The organism is Kitasatospora sp. NPDC001119, assembly GCF_053598475.1.
The window spans coordinates 181,879-205,636 of the sequence record NZ_JBSFKI010000017.1; the positions used below are offsets into that span (position 1 = coordinate 181,879).

Sequence of the window (23,758 nt, forward strand, 5' to 3'; positions counted from 1 at the left end):
CTCCTCAGGCGCGGGGCAGCAGCAGTTGTTCCAGCGGGGCGTTGACCAGTTGCACGGCGAACTCACTCGCGTTCAGCTGCGGGCCGGTGCGAAGCGCCTGGGTGAGGGCAGGGACCAGGCCGCCGTTGCCGAGCAGGTGCAGCACGTCGTTGCCGCCGGGACGCAGGAAGCGGTCGAAGATCGAGCTGCCGTCGTCGGGGAAGTCACGGCCCAACGACGCACCCAGTGGCGAGGTGGCGTTGGGTGTGAGCTGGCGCAGGCCGATCACGGGCCTGCCCTGCTCGTCGTCGATGCCGAAGTGGATGCCCTGGCCCGGCTCGCGGATCGTGACGTTGTCCGGGATGCCGTCGAAGAGCACCAGCAGGGTGTCAGGGGCGAGCCGGGCACGGCGCAGTTCGGCGCGCTGGGAGCCGGCGCTGTGCGCGGTGATGGTCATCGCGGGCCAGGCGGGGACGAGTTGGGAGCGGATCAGGATGCCGGCGGCGGGGCGGGCGCCGGTGCTGCGGGCTGTGGTGGCCGCGCGCAGGGCGTCGTCGAGCTGGGCGTCCATGGAGGTGTGGATGCCCACGCTCGCCGCCCCGTCGATCAGGGCGTTGATCCAGCCCGGATCCACGGCGAAGACCCGCAGGGATTCCTCGGGGAGCATGTCGGGGTGGGGGACGAGGTAGTGGAAGGGGACGCCGTCCAGCAGGTTGAGTTTGTCCAGCCAGGTGGGCAGGGAGGCGATGTGCTGGTCGGCGGTCGCACGCAGGGCGCTCTGGGCGGCCTTGGTGCGCAGAGTCGCCCGGGCTTCGGCCCGGGACAGCGGGATGCGTCCGGTGGCGCGCGGCACCTCGGCGGCGTCCACCGGTGGCGCGGCAAGGGCGCTGACCACGGATACGGCGGCGAGGGTGTGGAGCCACTCCAGTCCGGGCCGGGGAACAGGCTGGTCCGTGGTGGTGCGGGCGGCGCGGGCCGGGTCCGAGGCCAGCGCGATCATCGTGGCGGCCTGGTTGGCGAGGTGGCGGCGGGCCCGGGTCACGTCACCGGCGTAGTCGGGATCCGACAGTGCGATAGCCCGCCCCAGCGTCCACGCCGCGGCGTAGCCGACGTCGAACAGGCCGTGGTCCTCTTCGTAGATCAGGAGGTGGTCGGCGGTGGTGTGGTGCTCCGGGGTGGCGGGTACCCGCCGCGCGCCCACGGGGGTGAACGGCCCCCGGTACCAGGCGTAGCCGAGCTCGCCGGACAGGACCCGGTGCGGGACGGGCACGTAGCCGAGCGCCAGGCGCTGGGTGACGTAGGTGTCCTCCGCGTCGTCCGCGTCACCGCCGGTGCCGGTTGCCGCTGGTTCCAGGCGCAGGGTGAGCCGGTGGGGGTCGGCGATGCCGGGTGCGGTCATGTTCCGCAGCAGTCCGCGGGCGTCCAGGCCGGCTTCGGGGTCGCTGCTGAACGACCAGGTCCACAGCGAGCACAGCCGAAGGTGCGTGGTGCCGGGCGCGATGGTCCCGGCGAGTGGCTTGTCGTGGCCCTCCAGGGACACCAGGTGGCAGGTGTAGGCGCCGGCGGTACGGGGGAAGCGGTTGGCGTTGACGACGGCGAAGTCGCCCTCGGTGAGGACTTCTCCTTCGAAGCGCCGCTGGGCTTTCTCGACCTTGCGGACGTGGGCGAGGTAGTAGAGCTCGTCCTCGGTGGGGATCAGCCGCCGGAAGAGATCGACGGGAACGTCGATGGTGCGGCAGGTGCTCTCCAGCGTCTCGGCCGGCAGGCCGGTGATGGCGGGGCCGAGGACGCCCGCCTCACCCGGTCGGCACAGCTCGGCGACCCGGCGGGAGGTGGCCAGTCCCATCGCGTCCGGATCCTCCGCCAACTCGCCCTCCCGGAAGACCATCAGGGCCAGCCAGGGGGCGCGGGCCTCGGCGCGCGACCACTTCGGTTCCCGTTCCCACGGCAGGATCGGGCGGTTGAGGGTGATGTGCGGCAGGACGAGGTGGTAGTCGCCGCTGGCACCGTTGCCGGGGAAGACCGCGTGCACGGAGGAGGCGTCCAGGACGAACTGCACGGCCCGGATCTCGAACGCCTCACTGGCGCGCGGCAGCGGTTCGTCCCGGTCGATGGGGGTGCCGTTGGCATCCTTCAGGACGTGCTGGACGTCGACGGTGTAGGTGCCGGGGGTGGCGATGGGCAGTTCGTCGTCGTGGAAGGTGATGTCGAACTTGGGCTGCTGGGTCGGCATGAAGGGAATCCCTCGCAGGCGGGAGGACGGGCGGGTCAGCCGGCGGCGGTGAGCAGCGGCGAGGAGACGAGCGTGTCGGCGGCGATGTCGGCGTACCGGTTCCGCGGGCCGTTGACGCCGGGGGCGACGCCGAGCCGGACCATCGCCGTGTAGGCGGCGTCCCGCCGAGACTGCTTGTCGGCGATGGTGGAGGCGATGGTGTCGATGCTGGTGGACGATGCCACTGGTGCGGGCCCGGCAGCCCGCCCTGGCCGGGTGGACAGTGCCCCGTCCGGGGTGACCTTCTCGGCCCCGAGCGCCTTGGAGGTGACCGGGCCGACCTTCGCCTTGCTCAGCTCCGGCGGTGGGACCTCGAAGTCGATGCCGATCGCGCGCCGCAGCAGCGGAACCTCGTCCAGCGCATCCCCCGGCTGCTGCAAGGGTGCGCCCCACATGGACGTGGCGACCTTCTGGTACGCGACCTCGATCTTCCAGTCGTTCAGGTTGGGCTTGCGACCGTTGTGTTCGATGGTGACGCGGTGTTCGGAGACCACACCCGTCTTGCGCATCGGACGGATCCCGACCCCACCGGGGTCAACGCCCAGCCGCGCTTCGTTGAGGTAGACGGCGGTGGCGGGGATCGCGGAGGTGGTGGAGAACGCGAACCCGTAGGCGGAGGCCAGCACCGGTGCCGCGATCGAGCGGCGCGCGGCCACCTCCCCGGCGTCCACGTCGGCGAGCAGACCGCGCTGCGGAGTCACGGCGACGGGCGCCGGCAACTGGGCACGCATCTCCGACCACGGAATCGCGGGCGGACTCGTACGCCCGGAGCCGATGTTGAAGCTGAACGAGACGAACCAGACCTTGACCGTCACCCGCCCACCGAACGGCGGCGTCCACAACGCCAGATCGATGCCCACCGTGATGGACACCCGCACCTTGACGAACCACACCTTGATGGTGAACGCCACCCCGATGCTGATGCCCAGCGCCATGTCCAGGTAGAACGGCTTCCACTGGATCAGCACGTCCAGGTACGCGGTGAACCAGGCCGACAGCAGACCCGAGGTGTAGCTGGCCTCCAGGCGCCCGCCGACCATGAACGCGCTCGGGGTGAGCGCGGTGTACCCCTGCGCCTTGACGACGATCTTGTTGTCCGGGGTCCACACGAACCCGAGGCGGGCCGGAACCGGATAGTGGCCGGGAACCCGGTAGCGGGGGTGGTAGCCGCCGACACTGATCACGAAGTCACCGGCCTGCGGCCCGGCCGTCCAGACGTACACCGCGATCCCGCCGGTGAGCCGGCAGGCCGGGTCGAAGATGAACGAGCCCGCACCGACCGCCACGTCCAGCGACAGCAGGCCCTGGGACTGCTGGTAGGCGAGCTTGAGGTCCAGGTCCAGGCGGGCGTGGACCTTCTTACCGGGCTCCGCGTTGCGCGGGAACGTGATGGAGGTGCGGCCCAGCAGCATCACGTTCAGCTCGCGGCCGAACTCCACCAGCGCCAGCGCCTTGGTGTCGATGAACTTGAACGTGGTGAACTGGACGCCGACCGCGCCCCAGTACTGGCCATCAGCCGGCCGCACCCAGTCCGTCAGCGCGTCCAGGATCTGCTTGGGGGTGGCCTCCGGGCGCCCGTCCAGGCGCTCGATCAGCGGGAAGACGGGCAGTTCCTCGATCTTCGGCACCCGCACCGAGCTGTTGACACCGAAGCCACCCGACAGGCCGGTCACGGTGAAGGCCGGCGGACCGAACAGCGCCGCACCGCCCTTCGCCGCCGCCTCGCCGAACAGGAACACCGATGCCCAGCCGCCCCTGCTGCGCGCGTAACTGCCGGCCGCCTGCATCGCGAAGAGCCCGGCCTCCACCGCCACCAGGCCCGCGACGTACACGTCGTACGCCGGGTCCTGGCGCACCTCCAGCACGCCGGTGACCTTCAGCGGCGGAACCGCGATCCGCACCCCCGCCCCGGCCAGCACCGGTGTGACCGTGAACTCCTGGTCCACCGCCAGGCCCAGGCCGATCATGTCGAGCGCCACCGGTCCGAGCGTCAACGTGGCGTCGAAGGCGACGAACAGCCGGCCCTTCGCGTAGCCCAGGCTCACCCGGCGGATCCGCACCGGCCCGAAGACCTGATCCAGCTCCTGGGCCGAATCGCTGCGCTGTTGCCCCGCAACAGCGGCACGTTCGCGCCCCAGCACCACCGCGCCCTCGGACGTGTCCAGCGGCACCAAGCCATCAGTCCCACCCTGCGACAGGGCAGCGGCCGTGGTGCTGTTCGGCCGCCGGACCAATGGCGCCAGCGCTCGGCCACCCATCGTCAGCAGCCCCCAGACGAGCAGGCCGCGTTGCAGCGCCTCGTCCATCAGCACCGGCAGCAGCCCCTGCGCGGCCCCGGGCAGACCCGCGACCACGGCGTTCAGCTCCCGGACCTGAGCGAGAGGCCAGGCACGATCCGCATGGCAGAAATTCACTCCTGTCACGACCACATCGCGATCCGCGGGGATGCTCTCCCCCACCAGCGGCAGATCGGATGCCCGGGCCCCCACCACCCCTCGGACCGCCACCAGACGAGCGGCCCCCGGCCCCGTGCCCTCGGGCACCGAAGCCACCACCACCCCCACCCGGCCGACGACCGCCGACACCACCAGCGCCCCCGCCGCGGCGGTCCCCACGGGAAGGCGATAGACGAACGACACCGAGCCGAACGATGGAACGAAGGGCTGCAGATCCGCAGGGATATCGATTCCGACGGCCGCGGCCAGGTGAGCCAGCGTCAAGGGCTGGCCGTCGTCCTCCAGGGACGCGCTCAGTTCCCAGGCCCCTGAGCTCGTCTTGGCGATCGCGCCGCTGAACCACAGTCGGGTCTCCGCACCCTCGACGCCGGCGGTGAAACCGGCGTCCGCGGACAGCGAGAACGCCGGGGCCCCGCCGGCGGGCGGGGTCGAACGCCGGAAGCAGACGAGCAGGTCCATCACCGTGTCACCGAGGCGGACTTCGGTGGCTGCGGTGAACTCCCATTCCTCCGGGCCGCCGGGGCTCGTCAGCACCTCGATCGTCAGGTACTGAAGGTCGAAACTCCGCAAGCCCTCCGGAATTTCACCGGCCACTCCCCAGTTCTCGCCGAACCAATCGAGCAGGTCGGCCATCCGAACGTTCTCCGCGGTCACCCCGCGAAGCACGTAGCCGCTCTCATCGGACCAGGTTTCCAGATCCAGCCGGATACCGCCGATGATGACGAAATCAACCCGCTGCGGCATGCCCAGTGCCGGTGCGCCGGCCGGCGGCTCCGCCACCATGCCAGACAGGGCCCCGACGGGCCGGATGCGGTACTTGGCGCCCACCGGCTCCCAGTCGGCGGCCTTCAGCGGCCATACCCGGTCCGGGGTGAAAGCCTCGATGAGGCCCTTGAAACCCTGCACGCCATCGCTTTCCATCCCCCCGCCCTTTGGCTTCTTACTGAACCGGTCCAGACTGGCGAAGGCCGCGGTCCGCTTGGTAAACGCCTCCTGGCTAATGATCCGTGCGCTGCCGCTTTCGACCTTCGAGCCGGGATCATCGGTTCGGTTCTGCCTGTTCGGGCCGACGAACAGGTTTCCCGGCAGCCAAGTGAGGATGCTGTGGATGTCGTCCAGACCCTCCGGAGTGATACCAGCAGGGTCATAGCTGGAATCCGGGTCTTTGAACGTCTCCATGAACTCCTTGATGCGAGGGAAATTGAGCTTCCCCTTGTCCGTGTAGTCCAGGGTCTCAAGTTTCCCGACCCACGTTTCGGCGAACTCCTCCAGCCCAGCCCTGAGGCTGGACCCCTTGACGTTGTACGCGTTTTCGATGGCCGCGTTCCATGCTTTGACGAGCGTTTCGGAAGGGATGACGTGATGGCGTGCCAGCTCGATCCCCCCGACCGGCTGCGACTGGTCGAGGTCGTCCGGTTTGCGGTTGACCAGCGCATCCGCGAACGGATACCTACCGCGCCCTTCGAGCAACAGCTTCATACGCTCGGCCACTGTCCAGCCTCCTCGGCTTGTGCGACTACTCAGGCCCTTGTGTGACCTGGGAAGGATCGGCTCGCCGGCCTGCTCCTGGGTCCGGCGAAGCGCCGGCGCAGCGATCCGGCAGCCGACGTCGGCCTCGGGCGGCCGCGGTCAGTCGAGCTGAAGAGACGGCTCGCCGTACGCCGGCCCTCAACAGCTCGTGCAGATCAGGAAGTTCGATCAGGCCCAGGCGCAGGAACAAGTCCTCCCCGGATGTCGGAACATGGTGAGCAGACCCGCAACGAACACCGACATGCGAGATCCCCTCGCCACCGGCACGAGCGCCACAGCTGGAAGCGCCCAACCGTCAACCGAACAGACGCAGGCCATGACTCACCCCACTGGCACCGAACAGCAGGCATAGATCATCGTCATCAGGACCCTCGGCCTGACAGGAACCGATCACATCACACTTAGTGATCGTCTTGTGCCTCAACGCGATATTTCGCCAACGCGCGGCCGAATCGAGCTGTCGCTCGACGCCTCAACCCGAGAGAGCACACCTGCGCCCTGCCAAGGGAGAACTGCAGGTCAGAAAGCAGATTTCGCCCTGGTGGTCGCACGGTGGTCGCGGATGGACGCAGGCTGGAGGGGAATGACCCGCACACGACCTTCCGAGGCGATCACCATGCGCCGCTCACCCACTCCCGACAGAGACCGAGGAAGCGTCTACCGGCGCTGCGGCTGCCGTGACGACCACCGCCGACAGCTCGGCACCCGCTGCCCGCACCTCGCCGCAGATCCCCACCACGGCAGCTGGGCCTTCGCCGTCGACGCACCCTCCACCGACAGCCACCTTCACACCGTGCGACGCGGCGACTTCCCGGACGAACTCGACGCCCGCATCGCGCTGAGGCGCTTCAACGAGTCCCTGCCCCTCGGCGTCGTCACCGACCCGCGGCAGAGCACCGCCGACTACCTCAGCAGCTGGCTGGCCGAGAAGGCCCTCCGCCTCAAACCCACCACCATCGCCCGCTATCGCGACTACATCACCCAGGACCTCATCCCCGCCCTCGGCGCATCCCCCTCGACGACCTCACCCGCCAGCACCTGGCCGCCTTCGTCACCGACCAGCTGCGCCGACAACGGGGCAGGGTCACCGTCCACCGGATCATGTCCACCCTCTCCAGCGCCCTCGCCACCGCCGTCGACACCGAACGCCTGGCCCGCAACTCCGCAAAGCCCCCGCTCATCTCCCGCCCCGCAGCGGCCGAGCGGCACCTGTGGACCGAGGAGCAGGCGGCCCGCTTCCTGCGCTTCACCCACCTCACCGAGCCGCTGTACGCCGACCTCGCCGAGCTGATGATCGGCACCGGCATGCGCAAGGGCGAGGCGCTGGCCTTTCACTGGGGCGACGTCCACCTGCCCGAGCGCACCCTGTTCGTCCGCGCGACGCTCTCCGTGATCGACAACAACCAGCTCCTGCTGACCGCACCGAAGACCAAGGGCAGCCGAGCCTGGGTCGCCCTGTCCGACCGCGTCGTCGAAGCCCTCGACGAGCGAACGGACTCACGCGCCTTCGGCCAAATCACCCCCGCCGGCGGCTACGTCTTCCACCGCCACGGCCGCCCCCTGCACCTCAAGACCGTCCTCGACCGCTTCCACCTGCTCTGCGACAAAGCCGGCGTCCCCCGCCCGGCGGAAAGGTCGGCTCCCCGGTGATGTACCAGGTCAAGGGCACCGCCGGCCCCGTCCACGGTGCCGACATCGCCGTCGTGGTCACCAACGGCTCCTTCACCCGCGACGCCAAGGCATGGGGCGACCAGCACCAGGTGCGCTGGGTCGACCGCGACCGGCTCCGTCTGTGGGCCGAGCACGGCGTGGCCCTCCACGAACTGCTGCACCTGCCGGCCCGAAGGCCTCGGCGGCGAGTCCGCCGCCCCGCAGCCCGGCCGGTCCGGCCCCGGCGCCCCGAGACGACACAGGAGAGGCCGCACAGTGCGCCATGACGGCACATTCGATCCGCTGCTGAAGGTGCTCGCGGCCCGCCTCCTCGCCCCACGCGGATACGTCCGCTACGTGGAGGACCACTTCGACAACGAGACCCCGGCCATCCTGACGTACGGGGTCCATCACCTGGACGCAATGGAGGCCACGGAGTTCGAGCGGGCGTGCGCCGCCCTGCTCGCCCGCGACGGCTTCACCCGGGTCCAGCACTCCGGCCGCGCCGGGGACCTCGGCGCGGACGCAGGCCGGGCTCTCGACCCCGGGTGAAGTCGGGCTGCGGCCGACGCCAAGGACCGGCGGGGAACACAGGGTGGGCCGTACCGGTCACGCGGCGGATGTCCGCAAGTCGTCGCGCAGCCTCGTCGGGCAGCGGCAGCTCCCGACGGCGGCCCTTGCCCGGATCCGATTCCACGGATCCGCCGCCGGCAACCGCGGCCTTCAGGCCTGCGACCTCCTGCGTGCGCACACCCTGCAGGACCAGACCGAGGACGCGGTCGGTGGAGGTATGGGAGGCCTGGTCGACCGTCGCCTTCGCCGCCCCGGCCGGGAGGATCAGCGGGTCCCGCTCGGCCTCGTCCCAGCGTCGCGCCCGGCCTCGAAGTACCTCTTCCGCCCGCTGCCGCGCATCCTCATGCTCACGCCTCCGGTCCGGCGAGGACGAAGTCGTGCTGGGTGAGTTCGGCGCGCAGTCGCTGTTCGGCGATGTCGGCGTAGTGCGGGTTGAGTTCGATGCCGAGGAAGTGCCGGCCTTCGCGCAGGGCGGAGACGCCGATGGAGCCGTTGCCGGTGAAGGGGTCGAGGACCGTACCGCCTTCGGGGCAGATCTGGACGAGCTGCTGCATGATCTCCAGCGGCTTCTGGGTGATGTGGTCCTGGTCCTTGCCGACCTGGGTGGCGGTGAAGTGGCCGGGCAGGTAGAGGTCGCGGCTGTTGTCGAGGGAGCCCTTGACCCCCCAGGTGATGAAGTCGGCGGACTGCTCAAAGCCGCCCTTGCGGGCCTGGCTGACGGACTTGATCCAGGGGATGGTGCCTTGCCAGATCCAGCCGGCCATCCTGAGCGCCTCGCTGATGTCGGGCTTCTGCCGCCATTCGGAGACGAGCATTGCGACCGAGTGCTCGATGCTTGCCCGGTATGCCTCGGCGAGTAGTTCGGTGAGCCAGGAGAGCTGGTCGCGGTTCTCGTCGGGGAAGGTCTTGAGGTCGTGGACGCCGCTGCGGGCGTCGCGGTTGGTGCGCCCAGCGTTGTTGTCCGGCGGGTCGGTGATGACGGCGTTGACGGACCCATCCGCGAGGGTCTTCATCACGGTGAGGGCATCGCCTCGGTGCAGCTGGTAGCTCATGGTCTTCCTTCGACAGGACGCTTGGGCCCGCTCCGGGCGGCGTCCGACAGCAGCAGCCGGGAGCGGGGATGCCGGGGAAGGTAGCCGCAATCGGCGGCCGTACCTAATGAACGGCGACGGGGTGCCGGGCTCGGCCGGGGGTCGTTTGGTGCGGCCGACTTTCGCGTCTACTGTCTCGCCATGCCGACCGGGCAGCAGGCCAAACGGCCCTGGCCCGGCGCGTGTTGGTGCGTGCTGCCCCGTGCAGGCGCGACCACGTGCGGGCAGCTTCCCTGTCCCCCTGCCTCCTGAGGAGCGCCGTCGTGTTCCGGCTGAGATTACGAGCGCGGCTGGCTGCCGCGCGTGACCTGAGACCGGCGTCCTGGAGCTACCAACTCCCTTGACCCGGGCCCGCTCTGAGCAAGGGCGGTTTCACCACCGGCGCGGTGCCGGCGACTTCTTCGCACGAGAGGCCGGCACCGCGTTCTCCTACGAATCCCCGAGGAGCCGCTGCGATGCAGCATGCCCTGGCACACCCGTGCCCTCATCCGCTTACGCCACCCGGTCGGCCGCTGCCCGGTGACCGGGGGCCGTCGTGAAGAAGACGGTCGGCGCACTCGTCGGCGTCGTCGCCTGCGGTCCGCTGGTGCTGGCCTTGCCCGTCGCGATCGTCGGCGCAGGCAGCGCCTCGGCCTCCACGTCCAACTCCTGCCCTCCCGGGGGAAGTCCACAGGGCGTGGATTCCTCTGCGGTGGCGGCGCAGGTCGAGGCGATCCTCAAGGGCTCCAGTCCGCTGTCGGCTCCGGCCGTCGCCGGGCTGAGCAAGCCCGCCGAGCAGATCCCCAACGCCCGGACGATCCAGGCCACCGGTATCGCGATGCACATCTCCGTGCGCGGGCAGGTCGTCGCCCTGGCAACGGCCCTACAGGAGAGCGAACTTCGCAACGTCAACAGCGGCGACCGGGACTCGCTCGGCCTCTTCCAGCAGCGACCCTCGCAGGGCTGGGGCGCCCCGGAGCAGATCATGCAGCCGGTGTACGCCTCGACGAAGTTCTACGAGGCGCTGCAGAAGGTCAGCGGCTGGGAGTCGATGACCGTCACCCAGGCCGCCCAGGCGGTGCAGCGCTCCGGCTTCCCCGACGCCTACGCCAAGTGGCAGCCCCTGGCGGAGGCGCTCCAGAAGGCCCTCGCCCCGCTGCTCGCCCCCGCTCCCGGCGCCTCACCCCCGGCGAACCCGACGCCGGCACCGACGCCAACGGCCAGCACGAGCGCCAGTCCGACAGCGGGGAGTGGCTGCGGGACGCCCACGGCGGGCGGCGACGGCAGCGACTTCGGCACCATCCCCGCGGGCTCACTGCCCAACGGCTACACGATCCCGGCCGATGCGCCCCAGCCGGTGCAAACCGCGATCCGCTGGGCACTTGGCCAGTTGGGCACCGCCTACCAGTGGGGCGGCACGTGCGCGAACTCGCACGGCGCCGACCCGATGGGCAGGTGTGACTGCTCCTCGCTGATGCAGATGGCCTACCGCTCGGCCGGCGTCTCGCTGGAGCGGACCACGTACGACCAGGTCAAGCAGGGCAGCGCCGTGTCGGCGGACGCGCTCAAGCCGGGCGACCTGCTGTTCACCCGCGGCAGCGCCGCCGTGCCGGAGCACGTCGGCATGTTCATCGGCAGCGGGCTGATCGTGCACGCACCGAAGACCGGTGACGTGGTCAAGATCTCGACCCTCGCCTCGTGGCGGCCGGAGATCCTCGCCGCCCGCCGGGTCGCCTGACCGGCTTCTCCGCCCCCTCTCCTCTTCTCCCCCTTTTCTTTGGGCTGCTTTCGCGCGCCCTGAACCGTTCTGGAGCTTCCCTTGTATCTCGCGGACGCAGTCGTACAGCTCGCCTACGACCCCGGCATCACCCCCAACGAGGGCGGCCTGCCCGGACTTTCTGTCCTCAAGCAGGTGATGGGCTCCCTGAATTTGTTCGGGATCATCGCGGTCGTCGGCGCCCTGGCCGTCAGCGCCGGGGTGTGGGCCTGGGGCCACCACTCGGGCGGGCACCAGGCCGAGGCCAACGGCAAGAAGGGCGTGCTCGTCTCGGCCGGCGCCGCCCTGCTGCTGGGTGCCGCGAACGGCGTCGTGTCGTTCTTCTCGACGCTCGGAAGCCAGGTCAAGTGATGCAGAAACGTTCCTTCATCTCGGGCCCTCGCCAAGGTGGCCCCGGCGGCACACTGGTGCGCCGCCGGGCGCTGCGGGGCTCGCTCGTCCTGGTGGTGCTCGTCGCCGCTGCCGGCGTGCTGGCCTACGTCACCCGGGACGGGCGCGAGGCCGCCAACCCAGCTGCGGCAGCTACGAGTTCGACCGTACCCTCCTCGTCGGTGACTTCGCCGTCGCCGAGCGGGCATCCGAAGGTGGCGCCGGGTCCGCCCTCAACGCACGATCCGATCGCGTTCGCGAAGGCGGCGGCGGTGGCGCTGTGGTCGTACGACACCCGCTCCTCCTCGCAGCCGGAGCTGGTGGCCTCCCTCCACCGGTGGCTGACCAGTGAGGGCCAGTACCTCGACGCCGACTCGGTCGACCGGCTGGTGCCCTCCCCGGTGCTGTGGGGACGGATGGCCGACTCCGGCCAGTTCGCCACCGCGACCGCGGACGAGGCGCACTTCCCGGACCGGTTCACCAAGGCGCTGCAGGCCGATCCGGGGGCGATCACGCAGGCGTACGTCTACGCCGTGACCGTCTCCGGGAAGCAGTCGATCGCCTGGAACGGCGCCCCGGCCGGTGGCGCCGAGGACCGTTCGGCCACCCTCGCCGTCCAGTGCCGTCCCGACCGCCCGTGCGCCCTGGCCGGTGTGCTGCCGGCCGTGGCGCCCTGACCTCGGGAGTTCCTCGTGGATATCTGCAACCTCCCGATGGTCGCCCAGGTCTGCAACGTCGTCGACGGCATCAACTTCGTCAGCGACCCGGGCAAGAGCATCACGGACGGCATCGGCGCGTGGATCGCCAAGAGCATGGGCGAGCTCGCGGCCAGCGCCGTCGACCTGTGCGCGAAGGCGGTCGACGAGACCACGGCCATCGACCTGTCCGCGCCGTGGTTCAGGGACAACTACCAGCTGATCCTGCCGATCGGGCTGATCCTGACCGTGGGCACCTTCTGCGCCCAGCTGATCCTGGCCGCCTGGCGGCGGGACGAACGGGCGCTCGCCAAGGCCGCCTGGGGCACGATGACCGGCGTGCTGTTCGCCTTCGGCGCGATCAGCTTCACGGCGGTCGCGGTCACCGTGGTCGACGCCCTGTCGGCCGGGCTGTTCCAAGCCGCGCACACCAGCGTCGCCGACGCCGTCAGGCGCATGATCAAGGTGTCCCAGTTCGGGCCCATGTTCGCCCTCGGCTGGGCGATCCCCGCCCTGGTCGCGGTCGGCAGCGCGATCGGGGCGTTCCTCTACTGGTGCGTGATGGTCGCCCGCAAGGTCGGCGTGCTGATCCTGGTGGTGCTCGCCGCCTTCGCCGGTGCCGGCGGCGGCTGGGAGGTCGCCCAGCGGTGGCGGCGCGGCTGGATCGAGGCCACCGCCACCCTGATCGTCTCCAAGCTGCTGATGACCGTGGTCTTCCTCGTCGGCGTCTCCGCCCTCGGCAAGACGGACGCCAAGGACGGCATGGCCGCCCTGTCCGACGCGATGGCCGGTGTCGTGATCATGGTCATGGTGCTGCTGTGCCCGTACGCGGTCTACAAGTTCGTACACTGGGCGACGGACGGCAGCGGCCACGACGACACGCACCGCACCGGCATGGCCGGCATGGCGGTCGCGGCTGGGGCGGCGAAGACCGCCGGTTCCCTGGCCATGCAGATGAGCACCGGCGTCCCGGCGCCGCAGGGCCCGGCCCAGGTCCCGGGTGCGGGAGGTGGCGGTGCCGCCTCCGGCATCGACCCGAGCGGCCGGATCAGCAAGGAGGGGATCGACGCCGGCCCCGCGCAGCAGCCGACGAAGTTCCGCTTCGGCGAGGACCCGAGCGCGGGAGGCGACCGCGGGCGCGCCCTGGTCACCCGGCCCGGCATCCCGGCCCTGATCACCCGGGCCACCCCCGGCAGCGGCGGCGGGCAGCAGTCGGCGTCCGGCGGCGGTCAGGACGGCGTCGCGGCCCAACCCTCCGCGCCGTCCGTGCCAGGCGTGTCGACGGCCCCGGCCGCGCCCGCGCCCTCGTCGCCCGGCCCAGCCCCGGCGGGCCCCGGTGTCCCGGCACCGCCCGCACCGGCGGCCACAGGACCGGCCCCGGGCGGAGCACCGGCTCCGGCACCGGCACGGTTCGTCTACCCGAACAGTCCCACCCCGCCTGGTTCCTGACCGGCGCCCCCATGCCCTGGGGCGGGCGGCAGCCCCGCCGCCCGCCCCAGGGCCCCGACCACCAGGGAAGGAGCCCCTGCGATGACGTCCAGAAGAGTGCCGCGCCCCCGCCCGCCGCCCGCTCTCCCCCTCTGGAACCCCGATGTCCTCCTCGACGCCCGACGCCACCCCTGCGTCCGTCAAGTTCCCCCACCGCAGCCGCCGAGGCGTGCTGCTTGGCCTGAGCGCCCCGCAGCTGATCACCTGCGCCGCCACCGGCCTGCTGCTGCTCGGCGTGCTCGTCACCCGGGGCGTCACCGGCGCCCTGCAGCTCATCCCCCTGTGGGCCGGTGTCGCCGCCCTGGTGTTCATCCGCTACCGGGGCCGCACCCTCGCCGACTGGGCGCCCGTCGCCGCCCGCTACGGCCTGCGGCGCCTGCGCGGCCAGCTGGTCTGGCTCACCCGCCCCTCCTCCCGCCCGGTGCGCGAGGGCCTGCTCCACCTGCCCGGCAACGCGGCCAGCCTGCGCGTGGTCACCGCACCCGATGGCCGCTACGGCGCCGTCCACGACCCGCACGCCGGCACCCTCACCGCGATCGTCAAGGTCTCCTCCCGCGCATACGCCCTGCTCGACCCCGGCACCCAGAACGCCAACGTCAACGGGTGGGGGCGCTCCCTCGCGGCGCTCGCCCGCACCGGCCAGGTCGCCCGCATCCAGGTGATCGAGCGGACCGTCCCGGATACCGGTGACGCGTTGCGACGGTACTGGGAGGAGCATGGCCGTCCCGACGCGCAGCTGGCCGGTGAGCTGTACGGGGAGCTGATCCGCGGCGCCGGTCCGGCCGCCGCCCCGCACGAGGCGTACGTCGCCATCGCCCTGGACTTCAAGGGCGCGCGACGGCTGATCAACCAGGCCGGAGGCGGCCTGACCGGTGGTTTCGCGGTCCTGGCCCAGCTCACCTCCGCGTTCGAGCAGTCCGCGCGCACCGCCGGCCTCACCCCGTCCGGCTGGCTGTCCGCCGGCGAGATCGCCGCCGTGGCCCGTACCGCCTACGACCCGAAGTCCCGTGCCGCGCTGGACCGCTGGTCCGAGGATGGACGCCCGTCCGCCGACCCGGCCGCCGCCGGCCCGGTGGTCGTGGTGGAGAAGGCCGACCACATCTCCACCGACTCCGCCCACCACACCACCTACTGGGTCGAGAACTGGCCGAGGACGCAGGTCAACCCCGGATTCCTCCACCAGGTGCTGTTCGCCTCCGGCGTGCGCCGCACCGTCTCCCTGTCCTACGAACCGCAGGACCTCGACTCGGCGCTGCGCGACGTGCGCCGCAAGAAGGCCAGCGTGATCGCCGACTCGGCCGAGCGCGCCCGCAAGGGCCAGGTCTCCAGCGAGGCCGACTCCGTGGAGTACCAGGACATCCAGGACCGCGAGCGCCAGCTGATCGCCGGCCACGCCGACGTCGCCCTCACCGGGCTGCTGACCGTCTCCGCCGACACCGAGGACGAACTGCGCTCCGCCTGCGCCGTGGTGGAGACCGCCGCCGTGGGCGCCCAGCTCGACCTGCGCCCGCTCACCTGGCAGCAGGCCGAGGCGTTCACCGCCTCCGCGCTGCCGTTCGCCCTCGCCGCCTGATGCCGGCCCTCCCTCCCATCGAAAGAGCACCCCCCGATGCCGGCCACCCCCGCCACCACGCAGGACTTCGTCCCCTACGCGACCGCCGCGATCGACTTCCACCGCGCGCTCAACATCCCCACCGGCCCGCTGGTCGCCTCCCGCGCCGAACTCGACTCCCTGCACGAGCACCTGGTCGCCCTGCACGGCCTCCTCGACGCCCACACCCAGCGCACCGCACCGCTGCTGCCGGCCGAGGGCGACCACCTCAAGGCCGCCCGCACCCGCCTGTGGCAGGCCGCCGACCACCTCCACGCCGCCTACCACGCCTCGCCCCGGCCCGGCACCGGCGAGGTCCCCGGCCCCGACACCTGCCGCGCCCGCCTGCCCGAGGGCGCGCCCGAGCTGAGCGTCTGCCGACGCCACCAGGAGACCGCGCACCTGGTGCGCCGCCGCACCACCCCCGCCGACCTGCACGCCCCGTTCACCGGCCTCGTCCGCCGCTGACCCATCACCCCGGATTCGAGACCATGCCCAGGAACCGCGCCACCGCCTCCCACCTGTTCGTCCCGAGCAAGAGCACCCGCGCCCAACAGCGCGCCGCACGAGCCGAGTTCGCCCAGGCCCGCACCAAGGCCCGCCACGCACAGCCCACCTCCGAGCGGCCCCGGAACAGCGTCACCGACGCGGATCTCCAGCCCGTCTACCCGGCTACCGGCCGGCCGGGCCCCGCTTCCGCCCGCGGCGGCAAGCTCCGACTGCCCAAGCACCGCCTGACCACCGCCACCGCCTCGGGGGCCTATCCCTTCCTCGCGGAGGCCGGCCTCGGCGCCGAGGGTATCTTCATCGGCCGCGACCTCCACGCCGAAGGGTCGTTCTGCTACGACCCGTTCGCCCTCTACAACTCCGGCCGAATAGAGGGGTTCACGAACCCGAACGCGATCCTGTGCGGCGTCATCGGCATGGGCAAGAGCGCGCTGGCCAAGTCCATCGCCACCCGCGCCATCGCCCACGGGTACAAGATCTACGTGCCGTCCGATCCGAAGGGTGAGTGGTCGGGGCTGGCCGAGGCGCTCGGCGGGCAGGCCATCGCGCTGGGCCCCGGTCTCCCGGGGAGGCTGAACCCGCTGGACGCCCCGCAGCGCCCGGCTGGGGTGAGTGAGGAGGACTGGACCGGCGAGGTCCGCAAGCGCCGCCTTCTGCTGCTGGCCAGCCTCGCGGCCACCGTGCTCAAGCGCGACCTGCTGCCGATGGAGCACACCGGCCTCGACGTCGCCCTGGACCTGGTCGTCGCCGACGCCGACGCGGCCGGCACGGTGCCGCTGCTCGGCGACATCGCCCACGTCCTCGGCCGCCCCGACCGCCTCGACGCCGCCCTCGGCGGCCAGGCCGGAAGCCTCGGCCACGCCACCGACGACCTCGCCCACGCCCTGCGCCGCCTGGTCCACGGTGACCTCAGCGGGATGTTCGACGCGCCGTCCACCGTCAGGTTCGACCCGGACGCGCCGATGCTCTCCATCGACCTGTCCCGCCTCGGCAGCAGCGGCGACGACACCGCCCTCGTCCTCGCGATGACCTGCGCGAGCGCGTGGATGGAGGCCGCCCTCGCCGACCCGGGCGCTGGCAGGCGGTGGGTGATCTACGACGAGGCATGGCGGATCATGCGGCACGTCGGTCTGCTGGAGCGGATGCAGCAGCAGTGGAAGCTCAGCCGCGGGCTGGGCATCGCCAACCTGCTGATCCTCCACCGGCTTTCCGACCTGCTATCCGCGGGCGACGCCGGCTCACGCGGGCGCGTCCTCGCCGAGGGTCTCCTGGCCGACTGCTCGACCCGGATCATCTACCGCCAGGAACCGGACCAGATCCCCGCCGCCATGGCCCTGCTGGGCCTGACCGGGGTCGAGGCCCAGGCCATCGCCGCCCTCACCCGCGGCCGGGGCCTGTGGAAGGTCGCCTCACTCTCCTTCATCGTCCAGCACCTCCTCCACAGCCGCGAACGGGCTCTCTACGACACCGACTTCCGCATGGCCGCGTAAACCACTGGGTTCGAGAATCCTGAACCCACGGGTCCACCACGGACGGCTCGCTCCTCGTACCGGACAGCAAGGAGCGGGTCGCATCTGCCCTGCCTCCGAGGCCGGAGTGCCCCGGTCCTGCGCTCTATCAGCAGATTCCGGCCGAGCCAAACTCCCGCTTCTCCGCATCATCAGCTCCGCCGGAAGCCGTCCTCACGGCCCCGGCCACCACAGCCCGTACCAGCGAAGCGGAGCCCCACCGTGCCTGCCGCCGAACCCATCCCGCTGCCCGACGTCGCCATTGGGCACCACCCGACCCACGGCGTCGTCGCCTCCCTGCCCACCCAGTCGGCCGCCGCCGAGTGGATGCTGGAACGCCTCGACTTCCAGCGCCTACCCGGCAACCCGAAGCTCTTCACGCTTACCGACCAGCACCGCGAAGCCCCCGAGCGCACCGCCTGGGCCGCCAAGCTCCTCACCGGCGCCGGTTACCGCGTCGACACCGACATGACCCTGGCCGCAAGGAACACCGACCGGCAGCAGCGGGTGCAAGAGCGGCAGGCCCAGGCCGCTCCAGGCGCCGGTCCGGACGTCGCCATCGCCGAGCACCCGAGCCTGGGCATCGTCGCCGCCGTCAACGACGACCTGCCCTTCAACCCGGGCATATTCCTGGTGACCGATGGCTGGCGCCACCACCGGGACCTGGACGTCTACCTCCCCCCGCCCGGCACCCGGGCCGAGGCGCTCGACGCGGTGGCCCGCACCACGGTCGGGCTGCAGCGCGGCAACTTCCAGGTGGCCATGCTGCCCGGCCTCGCCGAGGAGGTCTCCGCCCACCGCGCACCGGTCCAGCAGGCGTTCACCACGCGCAAGTTCCGCGTCGACGAGGCCGCGCTCAAGGCGCCCGCCCCCGTGAGCCCGCCGCCGGCAGCGGTCGACCCGCGCATCGCGTTCGCCCGCGCCCGCTGACCACCCTCACCCCGAAGGAGCAGAGCACATGGCCGTGAAGAAGGTCTGGCAGATCACCCACTCGTGCGGGCACGAGGCCGAACGCGACCTCGGCGACCGTCCGGCCGACCGCCGGGCCGGCTTCGCCGAGTGGCTGGCCAAGCAGGAGTGCACCGACTGCTGGCGCGCGGCGAAGGCCGGTGACGACACGGAGAAGGCGGCGTGGCTGGAGGCCAAGCGCGCCGCCGAGCAGGCCGAATCGGACGACTGGTCCAAGCAGTACCGGATGCCGCCACTGGAGGGCACCGAGAAGGGCATCGCCTGGGGCGTCCGGTGCCGCCACCAGGTCCTCGCCGCCGCGTACACCGCGCTCGTCCTCGACGCCGGCATGGCGGAACCCGAGTGGGAGCTGATCGAGGACCAGGCTCGCACGATCACCCGCGCCGGCTGGTGGATCGACCAGCGCGCCTGCGAACCCGGCGACCTGCCCGAGCTGCTGGAGGCGGCCGCGGACACCGACCGGCCGACCGAGAATCCCTTCGTCTGACCTGCCGGCGCCTTCCCCCGGCGCAGCGAACCTCACCAACTCCCGCCCCCTTCACCACGATCCGAAAGCCCCCGCGATGTCCTCCTCCCCGCTGTCCTGCACCGTGCGGCGCACCGAGAGCACCACCGATCTGCTCGCCGTGCTGAACGGCGCCGATCCCGGTTTCGAGTCCTACCTGCTGGCGTCGTGGTCGCCCGGCCCGCCCGACCAGGAGGACATCGTCCTGCCGGACCTGGCGGCGCTGCTGGACGAGCCGCTGGCGCTGCGCAAGCCGCGCACCGGCCACACCCCGTCCCGACTCCTGACCTGGCACTGCTCGATCCTCAGCAACGGCCGGGCCGCGCTCACCGACGACCAGTGGTTCGAATTGACGTGGAAGGTGCTGGACGCCACCGGCATCGAACCGGACGACGACCCCGACGCCTGCCGGTGGGTGGCCCTGCGCAACACCGGCGACCGGCTCGACCTCGTCGCCACCGTCATCCGCCAGGACGGCCGCTGGGCCCGGCTGCACAACGACCAGCGCTGGGCGCGTTTCGCCTGCGAGGACTTCGCCCGTGACAACGGGCTCACTGCTCGGCGCTGACGCTCGCGGAAGCACGCGGCCGACCGCAGCTCCCAGCCTGGCCACCGGGGCCCGCCACCACCGTCCGAGAGGGGACGCCGTGATCGCCCACCTGCAGCGCGCCGCCACCACGACCGCGCTGATCCCCGCCTTCTACGGCCCGGACGACCCCCGCCACCGACTGCGTCCGAGGCTGATCGGCGCCGAGTACCGGGGCGCCGACAATCAGCTGCCCCTGGTCGGCGACCCTCAGGATGTCCTGGGCGGCGACGTGCTGGACGCCCCCGCCCAGCGGATCGGCGCCCGCGCACCGGAGCAGCCGGTGTGGCTGTGCTCGGTGCGCTCCGACCCCCGGCACCCGGACCTGAGCGACACCCAGTGGGCCGACGTCGCCCAGCGCCTGGTCACCGCCGCCGGGCTTGCCCCCGCCGGCGACCCGAACGGCTGCCGGTGGGCCGCGATCCGCGCCTTCGACCACTCGGTGCACATCGTCGCCACCGTCGTGCGGGAGGACGGCCGCATCCACAGCACCTACCGCGACGCCTTCCACGTGCAGGCCGAGTGCAACCGCATCGCCGCCGAACTCGGCCACCTCCCCCGGAGCGTCCCCTCCGTCACCACCGCCAAGGACTACCGGATGCCCGCCCCGTACATCACCATCGGCACCGAACCGAGCGGCAGTGTCGTCGCCAAGGGCTCCAGCGACGACCTGTCGGCCACCCTGCTGCGCCACGCCGGGTTCAAGCAGATCCAGGACTGGCACGGGCGCCGGCACCGGCTGCCCACCACCACGACCCGTGCCGACCGAATCGCCGTCGCCACGCACGCCGCCGAGATGCTGCGTGCCGCCCGCTACAACGTCGACCTCGACCCGAAGCTCGACAGCGGCCTCCTGACCACCCCCACCGATCCGCAGGGTCTCAAGGTCGCGGGCCGGCAAGTTCTGGAGCTGGCCGACCAGATCCGCGGCGCCTCCAGCGCTGCCGACGCCGCCACGGCGGTGGACCAGCTCCTCGACCCCGACGACGGCGTCCTCACCCGGCTGCGGGAAGCACTGGAAGCGGCGGCCGAACAGGTCGCCGGCCTGGCCCCCGACAAGTACGAGCTGTCCGACCGCCTCTCCTCCGGCGCCGAACTGATCAGCACCGCCGAGGCCGAACTCGCCGACACCCTCAGCGACCTGCGAACCCTCGGCACTGCGCCCGCACAGCCCGGACCGGGCCACCCGGTACAGCCGCCCGAACTCCTGCGCACCCGGGCAGCTCTCGCCCGCAGCGCCACCACCCCAGCACCCACGTCCACCGGCCCACTCGCCGCCCCCGCCCGCATGCCGTCCGTACCGGCCACATCCGCAGGGCCTGCCGGCCGAGCCCACTGAAACCGCCTTCCCCACTGACCGAACCGAAGGAAGCACACGATCATGCGCACCCTGGCCGACGCGTTCGGCACCGACGTCGAGATCGTCCGCCGCTCGGACGAGGTGGTCCGGGCCCACTGCCGCACCGGCGCCCCGGAGCAGATCCACGACGTCCTGCGCCAGTGCGGCTTCACCGCCTCCGACCCGCATGGCTCCTGCTGCTACCACCTGCCCCCGGACACTCCCGGCGCCGACCAGCCCGCTGCGGCCTCCACGGCAGCCACCATGCTGGACGACGCCGGGTACCGGGTCGGAATCGACCCTCACCTGGTCGTCGAGTACGTCGGCCAGAACTGCATCGTCCAGTCCGAGGAGCAGCGGCTCGCCGCCACCCGCCGTACCTCCGCCGCTGCCAAGGCCGCCCCCGCCCGGGCCGGCACACCCGCGGTGGTGCCGGTCCGGCCTGGCGCCCGCACCCGCTGAAACGTTCCGCCAGTCCCGCCTCCGGAGGAGAGCACCGTGATTCGTACGAGAGCCGAGCGTGCCCCGCCCGCCGCCCGCTCGCACCCTCCTGGACGCCCTCTTGCCCACCCCGCGCACCGGCGCGCCGTCGACCACCTCAGGCTCGGACGCGCTCCTCTATCTCCTCTTCGCCGTCGTCGGCGCAGCCCTCGCGTTCGGCTCCCTCGCCTGGCTGACCGGCAACCTCACCAACTACCTCGTCGGGTCCGACCCTTGGGCGCCGTTCCACGCCACCGAAGCCCTCCTTCATCCCGAGCGGCTGTGGCCCCACCTCGACCCGGCCGCCGTCCTGGTCGGCGCCCGCATCGTCCCCGGCGCGCTCACCCTCGCCACCACCGTCACCGTCCTGGTTCTGTGGCTGCGCCACCGCTCCGGAGCCAGGAGCGGCCTGGCCCGCAAGGCGGACATAGCGCCGCTCCTGGACACGGAGATCACCAAGAAGGCCCGCAGCCTGCGCCCGAGCCTGAACGACCGGGAGTGTAAAAGAGGTCGAGCCGAACGACCGGGGCATCCTGATCGGCACGCTCTCCCCCGGCAGGGCCGAGGTCCGCGCGAGCTGGGAGGACGTGATGGTCGCCATCATGGCGCCCCGCTCCGGCAAGACCTCCGGCATCGCGATCCCCGCGATCCTCGCCGCCCCCGGTCCGGTGCTGCTGACCAGTAACAAGGCGGCGAACGACGCCTTCACCGCCTGTGCCGACGCCCGCGCGAAGGTCGGCACGGTCTGGACGCTCGACCCGCAGCAGATCGCTCACCACCCGCGCGAGATGTGGTGGGACATCCTGGCGGACGCCCGCGACCTCGCCGGCGCCAAGCGCCTGGCCGGGCACTTCGTCACCGCCTCCGTCGACGAGTCCAGCGGCTCCGACTTCTGGTCGACCGCGGCGAGCAACACGCTCGGGTCGCTGTTCCTGGCCGCCGCGAGCCACCGCCGCCCGATCACCGACGTGCTCGCCTGGCTCGCCTCCCCCTCCGACCGCACTCCCGTCGACCTGTTGACCGATGCAGGCCACCACGCGGTCGCCGCCCAGCTCCAGGGCACCGTCACCGGCGCCACCGAGACCAGGGACGGGATTTTTGAAACGGCGAGGCAGTACGCCAGCTGCCTGCTGGACCCGGAGATCGCCGCCTGGGTCACCCCCACCAAGGGCCTGCCGGAGTTCAAGCCGTTCGACTTCGCCTCCAGCCGGGACACCTTGTTCCTGCTCAGCAAGGACGGCGGCGGCAGTGCCTCGGCGATCATCGCGGCTGCTGCCGACGCGGTGATGCGCGCGGCCGTCATCGTCGCCGAACGCTCCGGCGGCCGACTCGACCCGCCCGCCCTGTGCGTCCTCGACGAGGCCGCCAACGTGTGCAAGATCAGTGACTTGCCGGACCTCTACTCCCACCTCGGCAGCCGGGGCGTCATCCCGATCACCATCCTGCAGTCCTACCGGCAGGGTCAGCGCTGCTGGGGAGAGGCCGGAATGGACGCCCTGTGGTCCGCGGCCACCGTCAAGGTCATCGGCAGCGGCATCGACGACGCCGACTTCGCGGACAGGCTGTCGAGGCAGATCGGCGAGCACGACGTGCAGACCGTCTCCGTCTCCGACTCCGGTAGCGGCAAGTCGACTTCGGTGTCGATGCGCACCGAGCGCATCCTGCCCCCGGACGAGATCCGCGCGCTCCCCAAGGGCAAGATCCTGCTCTTCGCGACCGGCATGAAGGTGGCGATGCTTGACCTCAAGCCCTGGTACAAGGAGCGCTCCGCCAAGGAGATCGGCCCGGCCTCCTCCCGCGCCACCAAGGCCATCACCGAACGCGCCCTCGCCAAGGGCAGCGCCGGCCGCGACGACCTCACCCTCTCGGCCTGACCCACCCCCACCCCGGCGGCGCCGACCCGGAGTCCGCCCCTCTTCGGCCGGCGCCGCCCCAGCCGCTTCTCCTCCTCCGCTTCGCCCGGGTGTGCCACGTCCACCCGCCCACACCAAGGACACCTCCGTGACCACAACGACCGCTCCCGCCCTGCGAGTTCTCTCACTCGGCGCCGGAGTACAGAGCAGTGCGCTGCTGCTCCTGGCCGCCGAAGGCCACCTGCCCGGCCTCGACGCCGCGATCTTCGCCGACACCGGCTGGGAACCGCGCGCCGTCTACGAGCACCTCGACCGGATCGAGCGGGAGGTCGCCGAGCCCGCCGGCATCCCGATCCTGCGGGTCTCCTCCGGCAACATCCGCGACGACGCCCTCGACCCGACGAAGCGCTTCGCGTCGATGCCGCTGCACATCCTCAACCCCCAAGGCACCGAGGGGCTTTCACGTCGCCAGTGCACCGTTATCTGCACTTCCTCTTCTCGTTGATCGCGTTGCTGGTCACGGCAACCAAGGAGAGCGAAGTGGATCTACGCCAAGAACTG

Annotated in this window: 18 protein-coding genes and 3 pseudogenes; 18 read left to right on the forward strand and 3 right to left on the reverse strand. The window is 71.6% G+C overall.

All coding sequences use genetic code 11. From position 1 onward, the window contains the following. Positions 1-4: 4 nt before the first annotated feature. Positions 5-2,212 (reverse strand): hypothetical protein, encoded by a 2,208-nt coding sequence (locus ACWDD9_RS22390; protein ID WP_449812473.1) that lies wholly within the window; start codon positions 2,210-2,212, stop codon positions 5-7. A gap of 35 nt (positions 2,213-2,247) precedes the next feature. Then, positions 2,248-6,198 (reverse strand): DUF6603 domain-containing protein, encoded by a 3,951-nt coding sequence (locus ACWDD9_RS22395; RefSeq protein ID WP_449812474.1) that lies wholly within the window; start codon positions 6,196-6,198, stop codon positions 2,248-2,250. Positions 6,199-6,853: 655 nt separating this feature from the next. On the opposite strand from ACWDD9_RS22395, the gene ACWDD9_RS22400 reads away from it, so the two are divergent. The 4 genes and pseudogenes from ACWDD9_RS22400 to ACWDD9_RS22415 all read left to right on the forward strand — a co-directional run bounded on the left by ACWDD9_RS22400 (position 6,854) and on the right by ACWDD9_RS22415 (position 8,439). Next, a complete protein-coding gene (locus tag ACWDD9_RS22400; RefSeq protein ID WP_449812488.1) occupies positions 6,854-7,528 on the forward strand; it encodes a tyrosine-type recombinase/integrase in 675 nt (224 codons plus the stop codon). Then, a complete protein-coding gene (locus tag ACWDD9_RS22405; protein WP_449812489.1) occupies positions 7,504-7,887 on the forward strand; it encodes a tyrosine-type recombinase/integrase in 384 nt (127 codons plus the stop codon). Before ACWDD9_RS22400 ends, ACWDD9_RS22405 begins: the two co-directional genes overlap by 25 nt. Beyond that, a pseudogene (locus ACWDD9_RS22410) lies at positions 7,842-8,174 on the forward strand (restriction endonuclease); the annotation flags it as partial. The gene ACWDD9_RS22405 and the pseudogene ACWDD9_RS22410, both read left to right, overlap by 46 nt. Continuing rightward, positions 8,164-8,439, forward strand: a complete 276-nt coding sequence (locus ACWDD9_RS22415; RefSeq protein WP_449812475.1) for a restriction endonuclease — start codon at positions 8,164-8,166, stop codon at positions 8,437-8,439. The pseudogene ACWDD9_RS22410 and the gene ACWDD9_RS22415, both read left to right, overlap by 11 nt. A gap of 368 nt (positions 8,440-8,807) precedes the next feature. Here the strand turns inward: ACWDD9_RS22415 and ACWDD9_RS22420 are convergent, their stop codons facing one another. Beyond that, a complete protein-coding gene (locus ACWDD9_RS22420; protein WP_449812476.1) occupies positions 8,808-9,512 on the reverse strand; it encodes a DNA-methyltransferase in 705 nt (234 codons plus the stop codon). A 574-nt stretch (positions 9,513-10,086) separates the two neighbouring features. Between ACWDD9_RS22420 and ACWDD9_RS22425 the strand changes: the two genes are divergently transcribed. From ACWDD9_RS22425 to ACWDD9_RS22490, 14 genes and pseudogenes are all read left to right on the forward strand, one after another. Then, positions 10,087-11,268: a C40 family peptidase gene (locus ACWDD9_RS22425; protein ID WP_449812477.1), complete on the forward strand. Its 1,182-nt coding sequence runs from the start codon at positions 10,087-10,089 to the stop codon at positions 11,266-11,268. 81 nt (positions 11,269-11,349) lie between these two features. Then, entirely contained in the window at positions 11,350-11,658 is a 309-nt protein-coding gene (locus ACWDD9_RS22430; RefSeq protein WP_063346628.1) for a DUF6112 family protein, read from the forward strand. After that, positions 11,658-12,353 carry a hypothetical protein gene (locus ACWDD9_RS22435; protein ID WP_449812478.1) on the forward strand — a complete coding sequence of 232 codons (696 nt, stop codon included), beginning with the start codon at positions 11,658-11,660 and terminating at the stop codon, positions 12,351-12,353. Before ACWDD9_RS22430 ends, ACWDD9_RS22435 begins: the two co-directional genes overlap by 1 nt. Positions 12,354-12,368: 15 nt before the next feature. Then, positions 12,369-13,820, forward strand: coding sequence for an SCO6881 family protein (locus ACWDD9_RS22440; RefSeq protein ID WP_449812479.1), 1,452 nt, complete (start codon positions 12,369-12,371; stop codon positions 13,818-13,820). 142 nt (positions 13,821-13,962) lie between these two features. After that, positions 13,963-15,432: an SCO6880 family protein gene (locus ACWDD9_RS22445; protein WP_449812480.1), complete on the forward strand. Its 1,470-nt coding sequence runs from the start codon at positions 13,963-13,965 to the stop codon at positions 15,430-15,432. A gap of 36 nt (positions 15,433-15,468) precedes the next feature. Then, positions 15,469-15,918 carry a DUF6238 family protein gene (locus ACWDD9_RS22450; protein ID WP_449812481.1) on the forward strand — a complete coding sequence of 150 codons (450 nt, stop codon included), beginning with the start codon at positions 15,469-15,471 and terminating at the stop codon, positions 15,916-15,918. A gap of 23 nt (positions 15,919-15,941) precedes the next feature. Then, on the forward strand, positions 15,942-17,447 hold the full coding sequence (locus tag ACWDD9_RS22455; protein WP_449812482.1) for an ATP-binding protein: 1,506 nt from the start codon (positions 15,942-15,944) through the stop codon (positions 17,445-17,447). Between the two features lie 240 nt (positions 17,448-17,687). Further along, the gene (locus ACWDD9_RS22460) at positions 17,688-18,395 is read left to right on the forward strand and encodes a hypothetical protein (RefSeq protein WP_375876828.1); all 708 of its coding nucleotides are present in this window, start codon (positions 17,688-17,690) and stop codon (positions 18,393-18,395) included. 28 nt (positions 18,396-18,423) lie between these two features. Next, a complete protein-coding gene (locus ACWDD9_RS22465) occupies positions 18,424-18,921 on the forward strand; it encodes a hypothetical protein (RefSeq protein ID WP_375876829.1) in 498 nt (165 codons plus the stop codon). 76 nt (positions 18,922-18,997) lie between these two features. Then, the gene (locus ACWDD9_RS22470; protein WP_449812483.1) at positions 18,998-19,507 is read left to right on the forward strand and encodes a hypothetical protein; all 510 of its coding nucleotides are present in this window, start codon (positions 18,998-19,000) and stop codon (positions 19,505-19,507) included. Between the two features lie 79 nt (positions 19,508-19,586). Next, positions 19,587-20,864, forward strand: a complete 1,278-nt coding sequence (locus tag ACWDD9_RS22475) for a hypothetical protein (RefSeq protein ID WP_449812484.1) — start codon at positions 19,587-19,589, stop codon at positions 20,862-20,864. Positions 20,865-20,906: 42 nt separating this feature from the next. Beyond that, positions 20,907-21,326 (forward strand): hypothetical protein, encoded by a 420-nt coding sequence (locus tag ACWDD9_RS22480; RefSeq protein WP_449812485.1) that lies wholly within the window; start codon positions 20,907-20,909, stop codon positions 21,324-21,326. Positions 21,327-21,426: 100 nt separating this feature from the next. Then, positions 21,427-23,218 (forward strand): annotated as a pseudogene (locus ACWDD9_RS22485) (type IV secretory system conjugative DNA transfer family protein). Between the two features lie 193 nt (positions 23,219-23,411). After that, positions 23,412-23,675: pseudogene (locus tag ACWDD9_RS22490) on the forward strand (hypothetical protein); the annotation flags it as partial. Positions 23,676-23,758: the final 83 nt, after the last annotated feature.